11 protein-coding genes are annotated in these 17791 nt (G+C 71.4%); 5 read left to right on the forward strand and 6 right to left on the reverse strand.

All coding sequences use genetic code 11. The features are described from left to right. Positions 1-128: 128 nt before the first annotated feature. Both CA12_RS21465 and ispF read right to left on the reverse strand, forming a co-directional pair. The gene (locus CA12_RS21465) at positions 129-683 is read right to left on the reverse strand and encodes a crossover junction endodeoxyribonuclease RuvC (protein ID WP_145361156.1); all 555 of its coding nucleotides are present in this window, start codon (positions 681-683) and stop codon (positions 129-131) included. After that, complete coding sequence (gene ispF / locus CA12_RS21470; RefSeq protein ID WP_145361157.1) at positions 680-1195, reverse strand: 2-C-methyl-D-erythritol 2,4-cyclodiphosphate synthase; 516 nt, start codon at positions 1193-1195, stop codon at positions 680-682. The genes CA12_RS21465 and ispF overlap by 4 nt, the downstream gene beginning before the upstream one ends. 157 nt (positions 1196-1352) lie before the next feature. Between ispF and CA12_RS21475 the strand changes: the two genes are divergently transcribed. Next, positions 1353-2306, forward strand: a complete 954-nt coding sequence (locus CA12_RS21475; protein WP_145361158.1) for a hypothetical protein — start codon at positions 1353-1355, stop codon at positions 2304-2306. Positions 2307-2369: 63 nt separating this feature from the next. Here CA12_RS21475 and CA12_RS21480 read toward each other — a convergent pair whose 3' ends face one another. From CA12_RS21480 to CA12_RS21490, 3 genes are all read right to left on the reverse strand, one after another. Further along, complete coding sequence (locus tag CA12_RS21480; protein ID WP_145361159.1) at positions 2370-3014, reverse strand: UbiX family flavin prenyltransferase; 645 nt, start codon at positions 3012-3014, stop codon at positions 2370-2372. A gap of 100 nt (positions 3015-3114) precedes the next feature. Continuing rightward, positions 3115-3822: a ubiquinone/menaquinone biosynthesis methyltransferase gene (locus tag CA12_RS21485; RefSeq protein ID WP_145361160.1), complete on the reverse strand. Its 708-nt coding sequence runs from the start codon at positions 3820-3822 to the stop codon at positions 3115-3117. A gap of 163 nt (positions 3823-3985) precedes the next feature. Beyond that, positions 3986-4252 (reverse strand): transcriptional regulator, encoded by a 267-nt coding sequence (locus CA12_RS21490; protein ID WP_145361702.1) that lies wholly within the window; start codon positions 4250-4252, stop codon positions 3986-3988. A gap of 433 nt (positions 4253-4685) precedes the next feature. On the opposite strand from CA12_RS21490, the gene CA12_RS21495 reads away from it, so the two are divergent. Beyond that, complete coding sequence (locus CA12_RS21495) at positions 4686-7862, forward strand: hypothetical protein (RefSeq protein ID WP_145361161.1); 3177 nt, start codon at positions 4686-4688, stop codon at positions 7860-7862. A 129-nt stretch (positions 7863-7991) separates the two neighbouring features. Here the strand turns inward: CA12_RS21495 and topA are convergent, their stop codons facing one another. Then, positions 7992-10679: a type I DNA topoisomerase gene (gene topA / locus CA12_RS21500; RefSeq protein ID WP_145361162.1), complete on the reverse strand. Its 2688-nt coding sequence runs from the start codon at positions 10677-10679 to the stop codon at positions 7992-7994. 310 nt (positions 10680-10989) lie between these two features. Here topA and CA12_RS21505 point away from each other — a divergent pair, with 310 nt between their 5' ends. The 3 genes from CA12_RS21505 to CA12_RS21515 all read left to right on the forward strand — a co-directional run bounded on the left by CA12_RS21505 (position 10990) and on the right by CA12_RS21515 (position 17784). Next, on the forward strand, positions 10990-14082 hold the full coding sequence (locus CA12_RS21505; RefSeq protein ID WP_145361163.1) for a hypothetical protein: 3093 nt from the start codon (positions 10990-10992) through the stop codon (positions 14080-14082). A gap of 70 nt (positions 14083-14152) precedes the next feature. Next, a complete protein-coding gene (locus CA12_RS21510) occupies positions 14153-14938 on the forward strand; it encodes an ABC transporter ATP-binding protein (protein WP_207622069.1) in 786 nt (261 codons plus the stop codon). A gap of 104 nt (positions 14939-15042) precedes the next feature. After that, positions 15043-17784 carry a Gldg family protein gene (locus tag CA12_RS21515; protein WP_145361164.1) on the forward strand — a complete coding sequence of 914 codons (2742 nt, stop codon included), beginning with the start codon at positions 15043-15045 and terminating at the stop codon, positions 17782-17784. Positions 17785-17791: the final 7 nt, after the last annotated feature.

Here is a 17791-nt window from a genome sequence, read left to right on the forward strand (position 1 = left end):
CAACAGTAGCGACGAGGGCGGCGGCGGCCGTTGGATGAAGCATCAAGACCAAGAACTCAAGAACCAAGGCCCCGGCAGCGGGACGCTCCTTTTTGGTTCTTGAGTTCTTGGTCTTGGAATTTGACCTTCTACGCCGCGACGGCCCGCAGGCGGCCGAAGACGCACAACGCGGCGGCGGCGGCGTCGGCCACGTCGTTCGGCTCCAGCACGGCTTTCAGGCCCAACTCGGCGCTGACGGACCGCTGCATCTGGGCCTTGTCCGCTCGGCCGTTGCCGCAGGCGCGGGCCTTGATCGCGGTCGGGGCGAGGGCCTCCACCGGCACGCCCTCCTCGCCGGCGGCGAGCAGGATGGCGCCGCGGCAGTGAGCCAGTTTCAGGCTGCTGGCGTAGTTCCGACCGTGGGCGAACACCTGTTCGACGGCGATCAGCCGGGGGGCGAACTCGCGGATCAGCTCCCGCACCCCGCCGCCGATCTCCGCGACGCGGACGGACAGCGGGTCGTCGGGATTCGACTTCAACACCCCGCCCTCCACCAGACGCGGGCCGCGGGGGGTGAGTTCGAGGACGGCGTACCCGGTGCGGTTCAGCCCGGGATCCAGCCCCAGGCAGCGGGCCGGCCCGGCCGGCTGGGCGCGAGACGCCGCGGCGCCGGTGGGCAGCGGGAGCACGGCGGCGGGTTTCATCGTTCGTCCCTGAACAGCAGAACGACGGCGTCCGCCGTCAGCGCCTCGCCGCGGCCGACCGGCCCGACGGCCTCGCCGCTTTTCGCCTTCACGTTGACCACGTCCGGCGACACTCCCAGCAGCTCCGCCAGTCGGGCGGCGATGGGCTGTTTGAACTCGCTGAGCTTCGGCCGCTCCGCGTGCACGGTGCAGTCGAGGTTGCCGATCCGCCAACCGCGGTCGGCGGCTTGGCGGACGGCTTCGCGGAGGAAGTCGGCGCTGTCGCGGCCGGCGTTCGCCGGGTCGGTGTTGGGGAAGAGTTCGCCGATGTCCCCCGCCCCGCAGGCGCCGAGGATCGCGTCGGTCACCGCGTGGGCCAGCACGTCGGCGTCGCTGTGTCCGACGAGGTGAAACGCCACCGGCACCTCCACCCCGCCGAGCAGCAGCGGCTTGGCGATGTCGCTGTCCCGGGCGACGCGGTGCGTGTCAGACCCCGCCCCGACGCGGTACGGCGGGGGGCTGGGAGGCGACATGGGTACAGTCTTCGGTGCGGCCGACGCACGAATCGGCGTCGCATCGCGGACCCTAGTCCCCGCCCGCAGAACCGGCAAGATCGACCGTGCTGCCGACGCCCGACCCCCGAAAGGTCCGTTGACCGCCGGCGACGTCCGAACCTAGCGTCGCCGTCGCATGCGCCGCCCCCCGTCCCGCCGCCGCTTCGCTCGTCTCGTGCCGGGGACCGCGGCTGGATTGATGGCGGTTTGCGGAGCCGTACTCGGCTGCGGACTGACGGCCGGCTGCGCCCTCTTCGATCAATCCGTCGAGGCGATGACCACCGGCGGCTACGACGAGAGCCCCGTCGACGACCCGCGGATGGCGGCGTTTCGGCCCGTCATCGATCAGATTTTGCTCGACGTCGTGCTGGTCGAACGCCCGGCGGACGACCCGCTGCTGGGCCGGGCGCTGTGGGACTCCGTCGGCGAGATCGGCGCCGTGGACGCCGACCGGGCCGGCCGGCTGCGCTCCGCCGGCTTCCGCGTCGGCGTGGCCAGCGCCGACCCGCCGGAGGCGGTGCGGGCCCTGATCGAACGGCAGGAGGTGATCGGCACCCCCCTGCCCAACAGCCGCACGACCCGCCTGGGAGCCGGCGACCGCGACAACGAGGTTCAGGTGAACCGGATCACCCTGCGCGTCGGCGGCGACACGACACTTCCCACCGCCCCGCGTCAGAGCGATCTGCTGGTCGTAACCCCCGCGGCGAACGGCAAACCGAGCCGCACCGAATCGTTCGACACCGCCACCGGACAGATGCGCATCGGCTGCCGCACGCCGCAGAAGGGTTGGGTCACCTTCGACCTCACCCCCGAAATTCACCACGGCCCGCAGGCGATGCGGGCGGTGCCGGGTCCGGCGGGGCTGGAGACCGCCCACGGCCAGCGGGTGCGGGCCTGGCCAGACCGTTCCTTCGAAGTGACGCTGACCGTGGGCGACAGCGTGATCTTGGGCCTGCGGAACGACGCCGCCCCGGACAGCCTCGCCGCCGCCCTGCTCGCCGCGGAGAAGAACGGCCACGCCACCGACCGCGTGCTGGTCGTCCGCCTCGCCGACATCCGCCAGATCGAAGGCCGCAGCGAGGGGCGGTAGGGTCCGCACTGCGGACCGTCGCCCGTTTCGCCAATCCTCTTGGAACGGTCCGCAGAGCGGACCCTACGTGCCCCAGCGGGTCATCAGATCCCGGTCGATCCCGAGTTGATCGACGATCCGGGCGACGACGAAGTCGACCAGGTCGTCCACCCCGTTCACCCCGTGGTAGAAGCCCGGCATCGCCGGCAGCAGCACGGCCCCGGCGGCGGCGACGGTTTGCATATTGCCGAGGTGAATCGCCGACAGCGGCGTCTCCCGCGGCACGACGATCAGCTTGCGGCGCTCCTTCAGATGCACCGCGGCGGCCCGGTGGATCAGGTTCGAACAGAGCCCCCCGGCGACGCTCGCCAGCGTGCCCATCGAACAGGGGCAGATCACCATCCCGCCGGTCCGAAACGACCCGCTCGCCGGCCCCGCGGACCAGTCGACGTGCCGGTGAACTGTCAGCGCGCCGCATCCCTCCGGCACGGGTTCGAGCGGCCGGTCCGACCACGGGAACCGCATCGTGAACAGTGCTTCGACGTCGAGTGTCACCGGGCTGAGGTCCGTGTGCAGTTCATCGCGGAACACCTGCACCGCCGCCGGGCTGAACACCGCGTGCACGTCCCGCCCCGCGGCCAGCAGGACCCGCAACAACCGCACCGCATAGGCGGCGCCGCTGGCCCCGGTGACGCCGACGACCAGCGGAGGTTCGCGCGGCTCCGTCATACCAGCCCGAACCGCAAGCGTCGGCCGTCGGCAGAGCCGGCGGCGGGAAGCGTCAGGTGACGCACGGCCGAGGCTTGCGCCTCGGGCTGGGACTTTTCACTCACGGCTTCCTCGCCGTGTAGAACGTCGCCGCGCCGAAGCCGAGGGGTTGAAAGTTGCAATCCGCGAAGCCGGCCTCGCGGAACAGGTCGCACAGTTCCTCGCCGTCCGGGAAGACCGCGGCGCTGGCGGGGAGGTAGTCATAGGCGCTCTCCGGGTTCCCCGCGGCCCAGCGGCCGAGCACGGGGACGACGCCGCGGAAGTAGAGCTTGAACAGCGGGGCGAGCAGCGGGTTCGTCGGCCGGGAGGTTTCGAGGATCAGCAGCACGCCGCCGGGGGCGAGAACGCGGTAAAACTCCGCGAGGCCGCGGCGGGTGTCGGCGACGTTGCGGAGCCCAAAACCCACCGAAACCGCGGTGAACGCCGCGTCGGCGAACGGCAGGGCCTCGCCGTCGCCCTCGACCCAGGCGATCTCCCCCCGGCGGTCTTTGCGGGTCGCCTCGGCGAGCATCTGGTGGGTGAAGTCCGCCCCGACCACCCGCAGGTCCGGCCGCCGTTTGCGGAGGGCGAACGCGAGGTCGCCGGTGCCCGTGCAGCAGTCCAGCGCCGGTCCGGCCCCGAGATCCGCCCGGCTGATCCGCCGGCGCCAGAGCACGTCGAGCCCGCCGGTCATCAGGCGGTTCATCAGGTCGTACCGCCCGGCGATCGCCCCGAACATCCGCCGCACGCGCTCGGTCGACTTGTCGACGGCCGGAGCGGCGGCCGGCATCGGCGACGGCGGGGGGGCGGGCGGAGGGGCGGTCGCGGTCATCAGCGTCGAATCATCCGCGATCGCCCCGGCCGCTTCACCCGTGCCGCCCGGTTCGCCGTCGCCGGTAGGCGGCGCGCGTCGTTCCAGGGTCGCGCCGCCCAACGGCGACGGCGAAGCGGGGCTAATCCGCGAGCAGTTCGTCGCGTTCGCGCTTGGTCATGTCGAGGTCGAACATCAGGTACTTGATGTCGAGCCGAAGCTGCGAAAGGGCCTCCTGCACGACGCCCAGGATCCGCCGACGCCGCCGGACGCTCTCCACGACCTGGGAGAACGGCTTTTCGAGGGCCGGCTGAAGCTCCGGGGGCAGCGCCGCGATCTGCCGGGCCAGTTCGACCAGTTCGTTCGGTAACTCGTCGTCGTGGCGGGGCAGCCGACTGCGGGAGCTGATCACGGTGACGGACCGGGCAGGAATTTCGGAAAAATGAACTCCGGGGCGGCCGCCGGTCCGTCGTCGGTCGCATTCGTGAGCTATGCCGATGCTCGCCGGGCGACGGTGGGGCTGTCAACGGGGCGACCCGACGAAACCTCGTCGCCGATGCGGTCCGGTCGATCCCGCCGACCCCACCGTCCGGGTCGATCGGTGGCGTGGCGGCCTCACAGCTGGGGGATGTCCCGTTTGCGGGAGTCCTCGGCGAGCCGCCCGGCCGGCGAGCGGTCTTCCCCCGGACGGCCGACTGGAACTAGCGTCCCGACGGACCGCCGGCGCCCGCGGTTCGCGTTTCGTCCCCCGACCGTCGCTGCCCATGCGTCGCCGCGATTCCCGCCGCCGACCCCGGCCGGTCCTTCCCGGCGCCCTGCTCGCCGCCATCGGACTGCTGGGAGTGAGCGGCCTCCTGGGAGCGGGCCCCGCCCCGGCGCCGGCCCAGGAACCGGTCGAGCTGCGCATTCCCGAGGCGGCGGACCCCGCCGACGACGCGACGACGACCGTCCCGGAGCTCCCCGACGCGGTGCCCGGCCGGCCACGGTTCTTCACCGATCCGTGCGGGGAAGCCTGTGCGGTCGAGTGGACGGCGACCGCCCCCGGCGACCTCACTCCGGCGCAGGTGAAGTTCTTTCCCGAAGACGGCGCCGCGGAGCCCGGGTGCGCCCAGGCGGTGTGGATCAAAACGCAACCGGACATGGTGCTGCGGTTCGATCGGGCGCTGCCGCCCTCGGCGGCGATCGACGAACTGACGGCCTCTGTCGCCGTGTTCACGACGCTGCGGTGCGCCGCGGCGGTGCGGGTGTCGTTTCCGAACGCGATCGACCCGAACACCGGCCTGCCGGCCACGGCGTGGATCGCGGGCCGCCCGTCCCCCGCCGCGACGTTCGCCTGGCGGACGCTGACGACGGCGACCACGGAGGCGGCGCTGAACGACGCCCGCCGCCGGGTGCGGCTGTCGCTCGGCCCGGACCCGACCACCGGCGACGCCGCCGCGAACCTCACCGGCGCCGTCGTCGACCGGGCCGGCGTGCTGCTGTGGACCGACGGCGGAACCGGCGGCCCGGCGCCGTTGCGGGTCGACGATCTGCGCGTCGGCCCGCTGGTTCCCGTCGGAGCGTTGAACCTCGACGAGACGGCGGAGGCGTACGTCACCCCGCCGGATCCGAAGCGGCGGGTGATCGTCAACGGCGGCCGGGTCACGCTGGACGGCGAACCGTTCTTCCCGCGGCTGACGTTCGCCCATGAGGTCGATCCGGCGTTGCTGGCGATCTCCGGGTTCAACCTCATCCAGGTCCGGGACTGGCGGGATCGGGACCTGCTCGACGCGATCGCCGCGGCGGGCATGGGCGCCGCCGCCCAACCGCCCAGCCCGGGGGAGGCGGGCGCCGGGCCGGCCGATCTGAACGAACCCGTGGATGCCGGACTGGCGCCGTTCGGGCCGGGCACCGACGCGATCTGGCTGTGGAATCTCGGCCCGCGGATTCCCGGGGAGCCGGCGTGGGTGGCGGCGACGGAGGCTTGGGTGGACGCCGTACGGGCCGCGGACACCGCCCGCGATCGGCCGACGCTCATCGGCGTGACGGGGTCGGAGCGGGCCTACTCCCGCCTCGCGGACCTGTTGGGCGTCAGCCGGATGGTGCTGGGCACGGCGCTGCCGCTGTGGGAGCACACCGCGCTGCTGCGCGAGGTCGCCGACCGCAAGGCCCGACCGGGCGAGCCGCTGTTCACCTGGATTCAAACCGCCCCGCACGGTCGCACCGCCGCGATGCGCGAGGCGGCGGGGCTGGAACCGGCCGTGCTGGAGCCGGAACTGATCACCCGGCAGGCGCTGGGGGCGGTCGCCGCCGGCGTGAAGGGGCTGGGCTACTGGATCACCGAACCGCTGGACGACTCGACGCCCGGCCGGACCGAGCGCCGCCTGGCCCTCACGCTGACGAACCTGCAACTGGCGGCGGTCGAGCCAATTCTCGCCTCGGCGACAAACGTCGCCCCGCTGCGGATTCTGCCCGCCACGACCGGCGACCCGCGGGAGGCGAACCGGACGCGGGGGAGCTTCGGCGCGGTCACGAACCTGCTGGCCGGCTCGTTGGCCGGCGACGACGACACCCGCGGCGTGGGCACGGGCGGACAGTCGACCTTCGGCGGGGGCTTCGGCCGGACCGCCTCGCTGGACGGCGCCGCGATCGCCCGCGGCGGGACCGGCGCCACCGACGCCCGCCCCGCCGGCCAGGCGACCGGCGCCCTGCTCAGCGACGGGGCGGACCGGCTGGTCGTCGCCGTCTGGCACGGCGAGGACGATCAGTTCGTGCCCGGCCCGGCGCCCTTCACCTCCGCGACCTTCACCGTCCCCGGCGCCCTGGCGACCGCCACCGCCTGGCGGATCACGCCCACCTCCGTGAGCTCCCTCCCCCACGAGCAGGTCACCGGCGGGATGCGGGTGACGGTCCCGAACTTTGGCGACGGGGCCATCGTGCTGGTCACCCCGAATCATCAGGGCGTGAACCACCTGCGGCGGCGGGTCGCCAAGCTGGCCCCCGGAGCCGCGACCGCCGCGGTGCACCTCGCCCGCTTGAAGATCGAACGCACCCGCGTCACCGACGTCCAACTGCGGCCCCGGGTGTTCGACGGCCGGGAGCTGGACGCCCTGCTCCGCAGCGCCGAATCGAAGCTCGACGACGCGGAGCGGATGCTCAAACAGCACGACTGGGACCGCGCGTTCGTCGCCGCGGAACTGGCCCGGCGGTTCGCCCGCTCCGTGCAGCGGATTCACTGGGATCGGCTGGTCACGGAGAGCCGCCTCAACGGCATCCCGAACGCCAGCCCGCACCTGATCGCCTTCTCCACCCTGCCGGATCACGTGCTGATGATGCAGCGCGTCGGGTTCGCCGGCCGTGGGCGGCCCGTCGCCCTGCTGCCCGCGCCGCGGCGGGACCGCAGCGCCGGCGCCGCCCCCCTGCCCTCCTCTGAGGACGAAGACTCCGACGACCCCGCCGCACAGTTCGACGGCCGGGTGTACTACGGGGCGCCCGCGTCGATCGCCGCCGCCGCGGTGCTGGACGAGGGGGAACTGCAACTCAGCGCCCAACCCAAGACCGGCTACGACCGCCCCACGCTGCTCGACCGCGGTCTGGTCGTGGTGGAGACGGCCCCGGTGGACATCCCCGCCGGGCACGCGGCGGTCATCCGGGGCGAGGTGAAGATCAGCGGCCCGATCCTCGGTAACGGCGAGGGCGTGACCGTGCACGACAGCTGGGCCGAAGAACTGGGCGGCCTCCGCTGGACCGGCGAAGAACCGGCGTTCGAAGCGGAGGGGAACGACGGCTGGGCCCCCTTCATCCTGATCCGCCCGCTCCCGCCCGCCCCGGACCGCACGCCGCGGGCGAACCCGGACGGAACGCGGCCGATCACCGTGACCTTCGGCCTGCACGGCGTGGGCGTCGCCCGGTTCCGCGGCGTCACGGTGGAGGCGGCGAACCTGTCGCTCGCCAGCCCCGTCGAGGAAGCGCCAGAACCAGTTCCGGCGCCGATGCCGCGTCTGCTCGACCGCCTCGGCGGAGCCCTGCGGCGGTTCTGACCCGTGTTGTGAGCCCGAAGCGCAAGCGAGGGGCGCGACCGGCGATCGACCGATCCCCGGCCGCGCAGATCGGCCGCGTCACCCGCCTCGCTTGCGCGTCGGGCTCACAACGGGTCCCCCGCCCCGCGGCTACTTCGCCGCGGCCTTTTTCCGCTTCGGGGCGGCCTTTTTGGCGGCGGTCGATTTCTTGGAGGCCTTCTTGCGGCCGCCGCCCTTGGCCTCCTTCTCGGCGATCAGGCGGACGGCCTCGTCCATGGACAGGTCCTTCGGATCGGCGTCCTTGGGCAGCGTCGCGTTCGTTTTGCCGTGCTTCACGTAGGGGCCGTACTTGCCCTCGAAGATCTGCACCGGCTTGCCGTCCTTGGGGTGCTCGCCGAGGTCCTTCAGCGGGTCCGGGGCGGCCCGCTTCTTGGACTGTTTGAGCATCGCCTCCGCGACCTCCAGGGTCACGTCGAACACGTTGTAGGCTCGGCCCTCGTGCTCGAAGGTGTGGGATTTCTTGTCAAAATTGCCGTACTTCTTGTTGTGGAGCACGTACGGCCCGTACGGGCCGACGCCCACCTTCACGACCAGGCCGTCCTCGCTGTGATGGCCCAGTCGACGGGGCAGCGCCAGCAGGGCGGCGGCTTCCTCGGCCGTAATCCGGTCCGCTTCGAGAAACTTGGGGATGCTGGACCGCTTCGGCTTCGGCCGCTCGTCAGTCGCCTCGCCGAGTTGCACGTACGGGCCGTACGGCCCGCTTTTGACATACATCTCCAGCCCCTCGTCGGGATGCACGCCCAGCGACTGCGGGCCGCGGCGCTTCTCCTCGATCAGTCGCTCGGCCAGTTCGTCGTTGAGGTCCGCCGGGGCCACGTCCGCCGGCAGGCTCGCGGTGAACTTCTGGCCGTCGAGTTCCGCCTCGAAGTACGGTCCGTAGCGGCCGACCCGCACGTCCGGGGTGACGTTGTCCAACCGCAGGGTGCAGGCGTCCCGGGGGTCGATGCTCTCCTCCTTGACCTTCACCTGCCGGTCCAGGCCCTGCTCGCCCTTGTAGAACTTCTCCAGGTAGGGCAGTCGCTTGCCTTTGCCGTCGGCGATCTCGTCGAGCTGGCTCTCCATCTGGGCGGTGAACTGGTAGTCCACCAGATTGGGAAAGTTCCGTTCCAGCAACCGGTTCACCGCCAACGCGGTGAAGGTCGGGACGAGCTGGTTGCCCTGCTTCTCCGCGTAGCCCCGGTCCTGAATCGTGCTGAGGATGCTGGCGTAGGTGCTCGGCCGGCCGATGCCTTCGGCTTCGAGCCGCTTCACCAGGCTGGCCTCGGTGTAGCGGGCGGGCGGCTTGGTTTCGTGCTTCACGGCCTCCAGGGGGACCGGCTGCGGGCCGGGCAGCAGGGCGAGCGAATCGCCCTCGGCGAGCTTGGGCAGCAGCGAATCCTGGTCGTCCAGCGCCTCGGCCGGGTCGTCGGAGCCTTCCACATAGGCCCGCAGGAAGCCGGGGAAGTCGATCCGCTTGCCGGTGGCCCGGAAGGTCAGCGGGGTCGATTTGTCCCCGCCGGTCGGGGCGGCGTCGATCAGGACCGTCTGGAAGGTGAACTGGGCCTCGGCCATCTGGCAGGCGACAGTCCGCTTCCAAATTAGGTCGTACAGCTTGCCCTCGGCACCGTGCAGGCCGATTTCCTTCGCGGTCTGCATCTTCGTACCGGCGGGGCGGATCGCCTCGTGGGCCTCCTGGGCTCCCTTGGCCTTCCCCTTGAACGTGCGGGGCGAGGGGCTGAGGAAGTTGTCGCCGTAACGCTTCTTGACGGTCTCCCGGGCGGCCGTGGTGGCCTCGCCGGAGAGGTTCACGCTGTCGGTCCGCATGTAGGTGATGTGCCCGTCCTCGTACAGCCGCTGGGCGGTCTGCATGGTGCGGCGGGCGGTCATCCCCAGCTTGCGGTTCGCCTCCTGCTGGAGGGTGCTGGTCGTGAACGGCGGGTAGGGCTTCCGGGTGGACTGCCGCTCCTCGACGCTTTTCACCCGCCAGTTCGCCCCGCGCTTCAGCACGTCGGCGATGCGGGTGGCCTCGGTTTGGTCGAGGTGGGTGACGTCCGCGTTCGGCTTGAGCCGGCCGGTCGTTTCGTCGAAGTCCCGGCCGCTGGCGACGCTTTTGCCGGCGGCCTCGGTGAGGGTGGATTCGATCGAGATCTCGTCCCCGGCCTTGCCCAGTCGGGCCGCGAGGTCCCAGTACTCGGAGCTGCGGAAGGCGAGCCGTTCCATCTCCCGCTCGGTGAGCATCCGCACCGCGACGCTCTGCACGCGGCCGGCGGACAGGCCGCTGCTGATTTTTTTCCACAGCAGCGGGGAGAGGGTGTAGCCGTAGAGCCGGTCGAGAATCCGGCGGGTCTCCTGCGCCTCGACGAGGTCGGTGTCCAGCGCCCGGGTGTGGCCGACGGCCTTCTGAATGGCGTCCTTGGTGATCTCGGAGAACACCATCCGCTTGACCGGGACTTTCGGCTTGAGCAGTTGGATGAGGTGCCAGCCGATCGATTCGCCCTCGCGGTCTTCGTCCGTCGCGATCAGGAGCTCTTTGGCGCCCTTCATGGCGTCTTTGAGTTCGGTGACGCGTTTTTTCTTGTCGGCGGAGACGATGTAGAGCGGCTCGAAGTCCTTCTCCGTGTTCACGCCGAGGGTCGCCCAGGGCTCGCCCTTGACCGCCTTGGGAACCTCGGCGGCCTTGCCGGGCAGGTCGCGGACGTGCCCGAAACTGGCGAGAACCTTGTAGTCGGAGCCCAGAAAGCCCTGAATCTTCTTGGCCTTCGCCGGGGACTCGACGATGACGAGAGTGTGGCCGGCCAAGAGGTTCGTCCGTGAAGAGGGGGAGCGGGGCGGCGGGGCGAGATCGGCGGCGGAAGCGGTGGGGACGCCGGCTGCCTTGTCGGGCCGAATCGGGCGTCCTTATCATGCGCCGCTTCGGACCGGCCCCCGCCGGGCGGTCCGACGGGCCGGCATCGTTAGGCCGGCCCGAATCGACTGTCAAGCAGATTGGCGTCGAACCCCAAGAGTACCGCCGACCACTTCCCCGGGATCGCCCCGGCGTCGCCCCCCGGAATTCCGGGTCGGGCCGGCGTCGCGCCGGCGCCGCCGCACGGACTGCCCAAAGGCTCACATGGCCTCCCCGTTCGAGATTTTTCGCCGCAACCAGTGGCTCGTCGTGGCCCTGTTCGGGCTCAGCATCTTCGCCTTCATCCTGCTGGACCCGCTGTCCAGCGGCGGGGGCGATAACGGTCTGTTTCCCATCGTGCTGGGCGTGCTGCTGGGCGGGGTCGCCGCCTGGCTGATCTCCAACACCACCGGCCGCGCCGCCGTCATGTGGGCCGCCGCCGGCGCCGTCGCCGGCGGACTGTTCGTCGGTCTGTCCGGCAACTTCTTCGGCGGCGACGTCGCCGTCCGGACCACCGAGGGCGACCTCTCCCGCAACGACCTGTACGAACTCCAGCGGCGGAACCAGATCGCCAACCAGTTCTTCGTGGGACTGAAGGACAAGCTGGAAGAACGCGAGCCGGAGAACGAGCAGCTCGCCCAGACGCCCCCGCCGAACTTCAACTACGTCGGCGTGCGGTCCGACCCCTTCGGGTTCCGCCAGTTCCGGAACGTCCTCAGCGAGTTCGACCCCAACGCCCCGGAGGAGTTCGGCCTGGTGTTCGCCTACCTGCTCGGCCAGGAGGCCGACGAGGCGGGGCTGGAGATCTCCGACGATTACGTCAATGAATTCATCAAGTCGTACTACGGCGTCTCCCCGACGCGGGAAGAGTTCCGCGACCTCCGCACCCGGCTGGGCGTGGGCGAAACCGACCTGTTCGACGCCATCCGGGCGGAGCTGCGGCACCGGCGGATGTTCGAACTGCTGGCCCCCAGCCCGACCTCCCTGCCCACCGACGCCTGGGAACTGTACCGCCAACTGAACCAGTCTGCGGACGTCGCCTACGTCGAACTGCCGGCGGACGCGTTCGTCGCCGGCGTCGCCGAGCCCAGCGACACGGAGGTCTCCCAACTGTTCGACGAGTACCGCGCCCAGCAGCCGGACCCCTCCACGGGGCTCGGCTTCATGCGGCCGGCTCAGATCTCGCTGGGTTACCTCACGGTCGACCGCGACGCCGTGCAGAAGTCCGTCCCCGCCACCACCGAGGAAGAGGTTCGGGAGTACTACGAGGCCAACAAGACGGCGTTCCGCAATCCGGCCTACCTCGATTGGCTCGCCGAGCAGCGGCAGCTGGAGAACCAGACCGAGATGGACAGCCTGCTCGAAGGCGACGCCGGCCCGGGCCTGCCGACTCTCTCCCCGGACGGCCCCGCCGACGGTCCCGCCATGCCCGCGGAAACCCCGACGCCCGAATCGACGGACGAACCGCAGCCGCAGCCGGAACCGGCCGACGAACCGGCCGGCGAGCCCGCCATGACCGCCCCGGCCGACGAGCCGGCCCCCGCGGAGCCTGCCGCCCCGGCCCCGACGCTGGCGGGCGGCGACGACGCCGCGGAGCCGGTCGCGACCGGCGAGAGCGACGAACCGGCCATGACGCCGGCCGCCGAACCGCAGCCCGAGGAACCGTCCTCCGAAAAACCGGCCCCGGCAGAGCCGAAGACCGAGGAGCCGACCTCTGAGGAACCGACGAGCGAGGAGCCGGAGTCCGGTGAGGGAGAAGAGGAGCCGGAGTCCGGTGAGGGAGAAGAGGAGAGCGCCGCCGCGATGACGGCGTTCCAGGCCGAAGGCTTTGCCTCGCTGCCGCTCGACCCGCAGGAGGAGAACGGCGAACAGCCCCCCGCCGGCGAGGGCGAGGAAGCCGACGCCGAGACCGCCGCGGACAAGCTGAAGGCCGAAGCCGACGCGCCGGAATCCGAGCAACCGCCCGCCGAGCCGGCGATGACGGAGGAGCCCGCGGACGCCCCCGCCGAAACGCCGGCCGCCGAGCAGCCGCCCGCGGAGGAAGAGGGTTCGACCGAGGAACCTGCCGCCGAACCGGCGATGACGGAGCAACCCGCCGACGCCCCGGCGGACTCGCCCGCCGCCGGCGCCGACGCGCCCCCCGCCCCGGCCGCGGAGCCCGCCGCCGAGGAGCCGGCCGAAGGCGCCGACGCCCCGCCGACGCCGACCCGCGAAAAGCCGGAGGAGTTCCTCCCGCTGGACGCCGAACGCATCGCGGAGATCCGCGAACGCCTGCAGCGGGAGGCCGTCTCCGAGGAGATGACCCGCCGCATCGACGCCGCCCGCGACTTCATGTTCGTGGTGGGCGAGGAAGTCTGGTCCGAGGTTCCCGATCCCACGGCCCCGGCCGCGGAGGTGTCCGAGGCGGATGCTGAGAAGCTCCGCACCGCCGCCCGGGCGAAGATCGCGGAGCGGATGGAGACCTACGCCAAGGAGAACGGCCTGACCTACAAGCGCCTGCCGTTCCTGGGCCTTAACGAGTTGGTCGACGGGGACTACCCGGTCGGCACCGCGGAGATCCCCGGCAGCGCCCAGTCCGGCCAGCCGCAACTGGCGATCGCCCCGCTGCTGGGCAACTTCCGCACGCCGCTGTTCAACGACGTGCGGATCGGCGAGACGCAGGACGGCTCCGCCCTGTACGCCATCTGGAAGGCCGACCAGCGGCTCCCCGCGGAGCAGGAACTGCGCGACGAGGGCGTGCGGGAGGCCGTCGTCGCCGCGATCAAACGGCAGAAGGCCGGCGAAGCCGCCGCCGCCCGGGCTGACGAACTCGCCAAGCAGGCCTCCGCCGAGGGCAAGACCCTCCAGCAGGTCGTCGAGGGGAAAACCGTCACCGGCAAGGAGGGCGGCGATCCGCTGGTGGTGAAGCAGACCGGTCCGTTCCGCCGGCTGCGGGTCAACCGCCCGACCGGCTTCGAGGCCTTCCTGTCCGGCCCCAGCCCGGTTCGCAACCCGGTCCCGACGTTCGAGGAGGAGCCCGCCTCCGAGGAGTTCCTCGACGCCGCGTTCGACGAACTCGCCCCCGGCGAGGCGGCCGGCGTGCCCGGCTTCCGCCCGGGTCGCTCCTACACCGTGGAGCTGCAAAGCCGCGAACCGTCCGACGAGCGCCTCTCGGACCTGTACGAGACCTTCCTGGCGGAGGCCGCCGCCGAGCCCGGCCTCTACCGGCAAGCCGGAAACGAGGAACGCCGCGTCGCCCTGGAGGCGTTCATCAACGGGTTGTTCGAGAAGTACGGCGTCGACCGCGGGGCGATCGCGGCGATGGACCCGGAGAACTGAGCCGGCACCGGCTCCCGCCCCAACGCGTTCCCGTCCCAACGTCCCCCCGCGTGAGTACGTACCGCCCCGCATGACCGTCGCCGCAGCGTCCCCCGCCCCCGCCGCCGAGTCTCCCGCCCCGGTCGCCGGGTCGGGGGCGATGATCGAGGCGAACGGACTGTCGAAGTTCTACGGCCCGTTCGCCGCGGTGCGGGACGTCTCCTTCGCCGTGCCGCAGGGGCAGGTCTGCGCCTTCCTCGGCCCGAACGGGGCGGGCAAGAGCACGACGATGCGGATGCTGACTGGGTTTCTCGCCCCCAGCGCCGGCACGGCACGGGTGGGCGGGTTCGACGTGGCGGAGGACCGTATCCCCGCCGCCCGGACCCTCGGCTACCTGCCGGAGAACGGGCCGCTGTACCAGGAGATGAGCCCCGCCGGGTTCCTCAGCTACGTCGGCAAGGCCCGCGGGTTGGCTGCCGACCGGCTGAAAGCCCGGGCGGAGTACGTCAAGGAGGCGTGCAGCCTGGGTCCGGTCTGGGGCAAGCCGATCGCCAAGCTGTCCCGCGGCTACCGCCAGCGGGTCGGGATGGCCCAGGCGCTGCTCCACGACCCCAGCGTGCTGATCCTCGACGAACCGACCGGCGGGCTCGACCCGAATCAGGTGGCCGGCGTCCGGGAGCTGATCGGCCGGTTGCGGGGCGAGGGCAAAACGCTGCTGATCTCCACCCACATCCTCCGCGAGGTGCGGGCCGTCTGCGACCGCGTGCTGCTGATCAGCGCCGGCCGGTTGGTGTTCGACGGCCCCGCCGACGAACTGGCCGGCAGCGAGGAGGAGATGGAGGCGAAGTTCCGCGAACTCACCGCCAAGCCGGCCTAGGCCCGCGGGGGGCGTGAGCCCTCTGTGTCAGTGTGTGGCTGCGAGGACACGGAGGGCTGACGCCCACCGCTCGCCGAACGAATCATTGATGACTTTCTGATCCCATGAGCACGCTCCTCACCGCCCTCCTGCTGCCCGCGGTCCTCGCCGCCGTGGGGTTCGTGATCCTTCGGTTCGTCGTCAGTCCGGCGTTGCGGGCGGTGTTCTGGCGGACCTTCGCCGGGTACTTCAGCGGGGTGCTAGGCTACCTGTTCATCGTGGCCTTTACGGTCGCGGCGAGCCTGATGGCCTTCAACACGACCTTCTTCGCGGCGAACCTCGCCACGCTGGACCAGCTCAGCGCCGGGTTCCCGGTCCTGCTGCTGTTTTTGGTCCCCGCGATCACGATGACGGCCTGGGCGGACGAGCGGAAACTCGGCACGGACGAGTTGCTGTTCACCCTGCCGGCCAAGGAGGTCGACGTGCTGCTGGGCAAGTACCTGGCGACGCTGGCCGTCTATACGGTGGCCCTACTGTTCAGTCTGACGAACCTGCTGGTGTTGTGGGCGATCGGCACGCCGGACCCGGGGCCGATCTTCACGACGTATCTCGGTTACTGGCTGGTCGGGGCGGCGCTGTGCGCGATCGGGGTCCTGTGCAGTTCGCTGACGGCCAGCCCGGCGGTCGCCTTCGTGCTGGGGGTGGCGGCCTGTGCGATCCCCGTGTTCGTGGGCGACCTGCCGGCGAACGCCTTCGGGATCTCGCTGCCGAGCGGGTTCTTCCAGTCGCTCAGCGTGCCGGAGCAGTTCCGCGACTTCACGCTGGGCCTCGTGCCGCTGGGCGGGGTCGTGTACTTCCTCAGCCTGGCGGCGTTTTGCCTGTATGCCAACCACGTCGTCATCCGCCGCCGGCTGTGGGCCGGGCGGCGGGCGGGGATGGGTTGGCAGTACGCGGTGCGGACGGTCAGCCTCGCCCTGCTGCTGATTGCGCTGAACGTCCTCGCCGGCCGCACCACCGCCCGGGCGGACCTGACGGCGGACAACGTCTACACCCTCGCCCCCGTCACCAAAACGGCGCTGAGCGAAGTCAGCGCCGACCGCCCCGTCACCGTGCAGGCCTTCGTCTCCCCGGAGGTGCCGAGGGCGTATGCGTCGATCCGCAAGCAACTGGTCGGCCTGCTGCGGGAGTTCGACCGCCGCGGCGGGGACCGCGTGACGGTGCGGATCGTGGAGACCGAACCGTTCTCCGACGCCGCCGAGGACGCCCGGGCCTTCGGCATCGAACCGCGGGAGGTCGTCACCGTCCGCGACGGCCGGGCCGTGACGGACAGCGTGTTCCTCGGCCTGGTCGTGACCGGCCCCGGCGACGAGGTGGTCGTGCCGTTCGTCGGCCCCGGGGCGCTGCCGGAGTACGAACTGACCCGCTCCGTCCGCACCGTCTCCGGGGAGAAGCGCCTCACCGTGGGCGTGCTGCGGACCGACGCGAACCTGATCGGCGGCCAGGGCGACTGGCAGATCGTCCGGGAACTCGAACTGCAGTACGACGTGCAGCCCGTCAGCCCGGACGGCCCGATCGACGCGGACAAGTACGACGTGCTGCTCGCCGTCGCCCCCTCCAGCCTCGAGGAGGAACAGGCGGCGAACTTCCTGAGCTACGTCGAAAGCGGCAAGCCGGTCTTGATCTTCGACGACCCGTACCCGCTGACGCTGAACCCGTCCGGGACGATCTCCAACGCCCCCCGCCTGCCCAAGCCGAGTCCGGGGGGGATGATGGGGATGTTCAACCAACAACAGCCCGTCCCCAAGGCGGACGACGGCCGGCTGACCCGCATTCTGGACGCCCTCGGCCTGCGTTGGCCGAACGACGTGATCGTCTACGACCCGTACAACCCGTACCCGGAGTTCGGCGATCGGGTGACGGACGAGTATCTGTTCGTCCGCGATCGGGAGGACACGCCGGAGGTCGCCGAGCTGAACCCCGACAGCCCGATCACCGCGGGGCTCGACCAACTGCTCCTCTTCTACGCCGGCCCGGTCTCCCCGGCCGACGGCGGCGAGAAGGGCTTCACCCCCCTGCTGACGACCGGCCCCGGCGGCGGGACGATCGAGTGGGACGAGTTCGCCCGGGCTAGCTTCGACCCGTTCGCCGGCGGGCAGGTGTTCGTGCCGAACCGCGATCCGCAGGGCCAGCCCACGCCCCAGCCCAGCGTGCTCGCCGCCCGCGTGCAGCGGCCGGCCGAGGGCGACGAGAAGGGCGTGAACGCGGTGTTCGTGGGCGACGTGGACATGATCTCCGACCTGTTCTTCGCCCTGCGGGACGATCCGAACGCGCTGGAGCAGGGTCTGGCGTTCGACAACATCGCCTTCGTCCTGAACGCGGTGGACGTGCTGGCCGGGGAGGACGCCTTCCTGCCGCTGCGGCGCCGCCGGGCCGACCGCCGCACGCTGACCGCCGTGGAGGCCGCCACCGCCCGGTTCCTCGAGGATCAGCGGGAGAAGACCGAGGCCGCCCAGAAAGCCCTGGACGAAGCCGTCGACGCCGCCCGCAACCGCTTCGATAAGGAACGCGAGGCGCTGGAAGCCCGAGACGACCTCTCCCCCCAAGCGAAGGCCCAACTGCTGGACGCCGCCGAGCGCGAGGAGCAGCGCCGGCTGGCGATCGAGGAGGAGCGCCAGAACCAGGCGCTCCGCCAGGCGGTGAAGCGGGCGGAGGACGAAAAGGAGCGCCGCGTCGCCGCCGCCGAGGGCCGTTTCCGGGCCTACGCCGTCGCCCTGCCCCCGATCCCCGCGGTGGCGCTGGGGCTGTTCGTCCTGCTCGTCCGGTTGCTGAAGGAGCGCCGCGACCTCGACCCGGAACGGGTCGTGTAGGGTCCGC

The organism is Alienimonas californiensis (genome assembly GCF_007743815.1).
Taxonomy (GTDB): domain Bacteria; phylum Planctomycetota; class Planctomycetia; order Planctomycetales; family Planctomycetaceae; genus Alienimonas; species Alienimonas californiensis.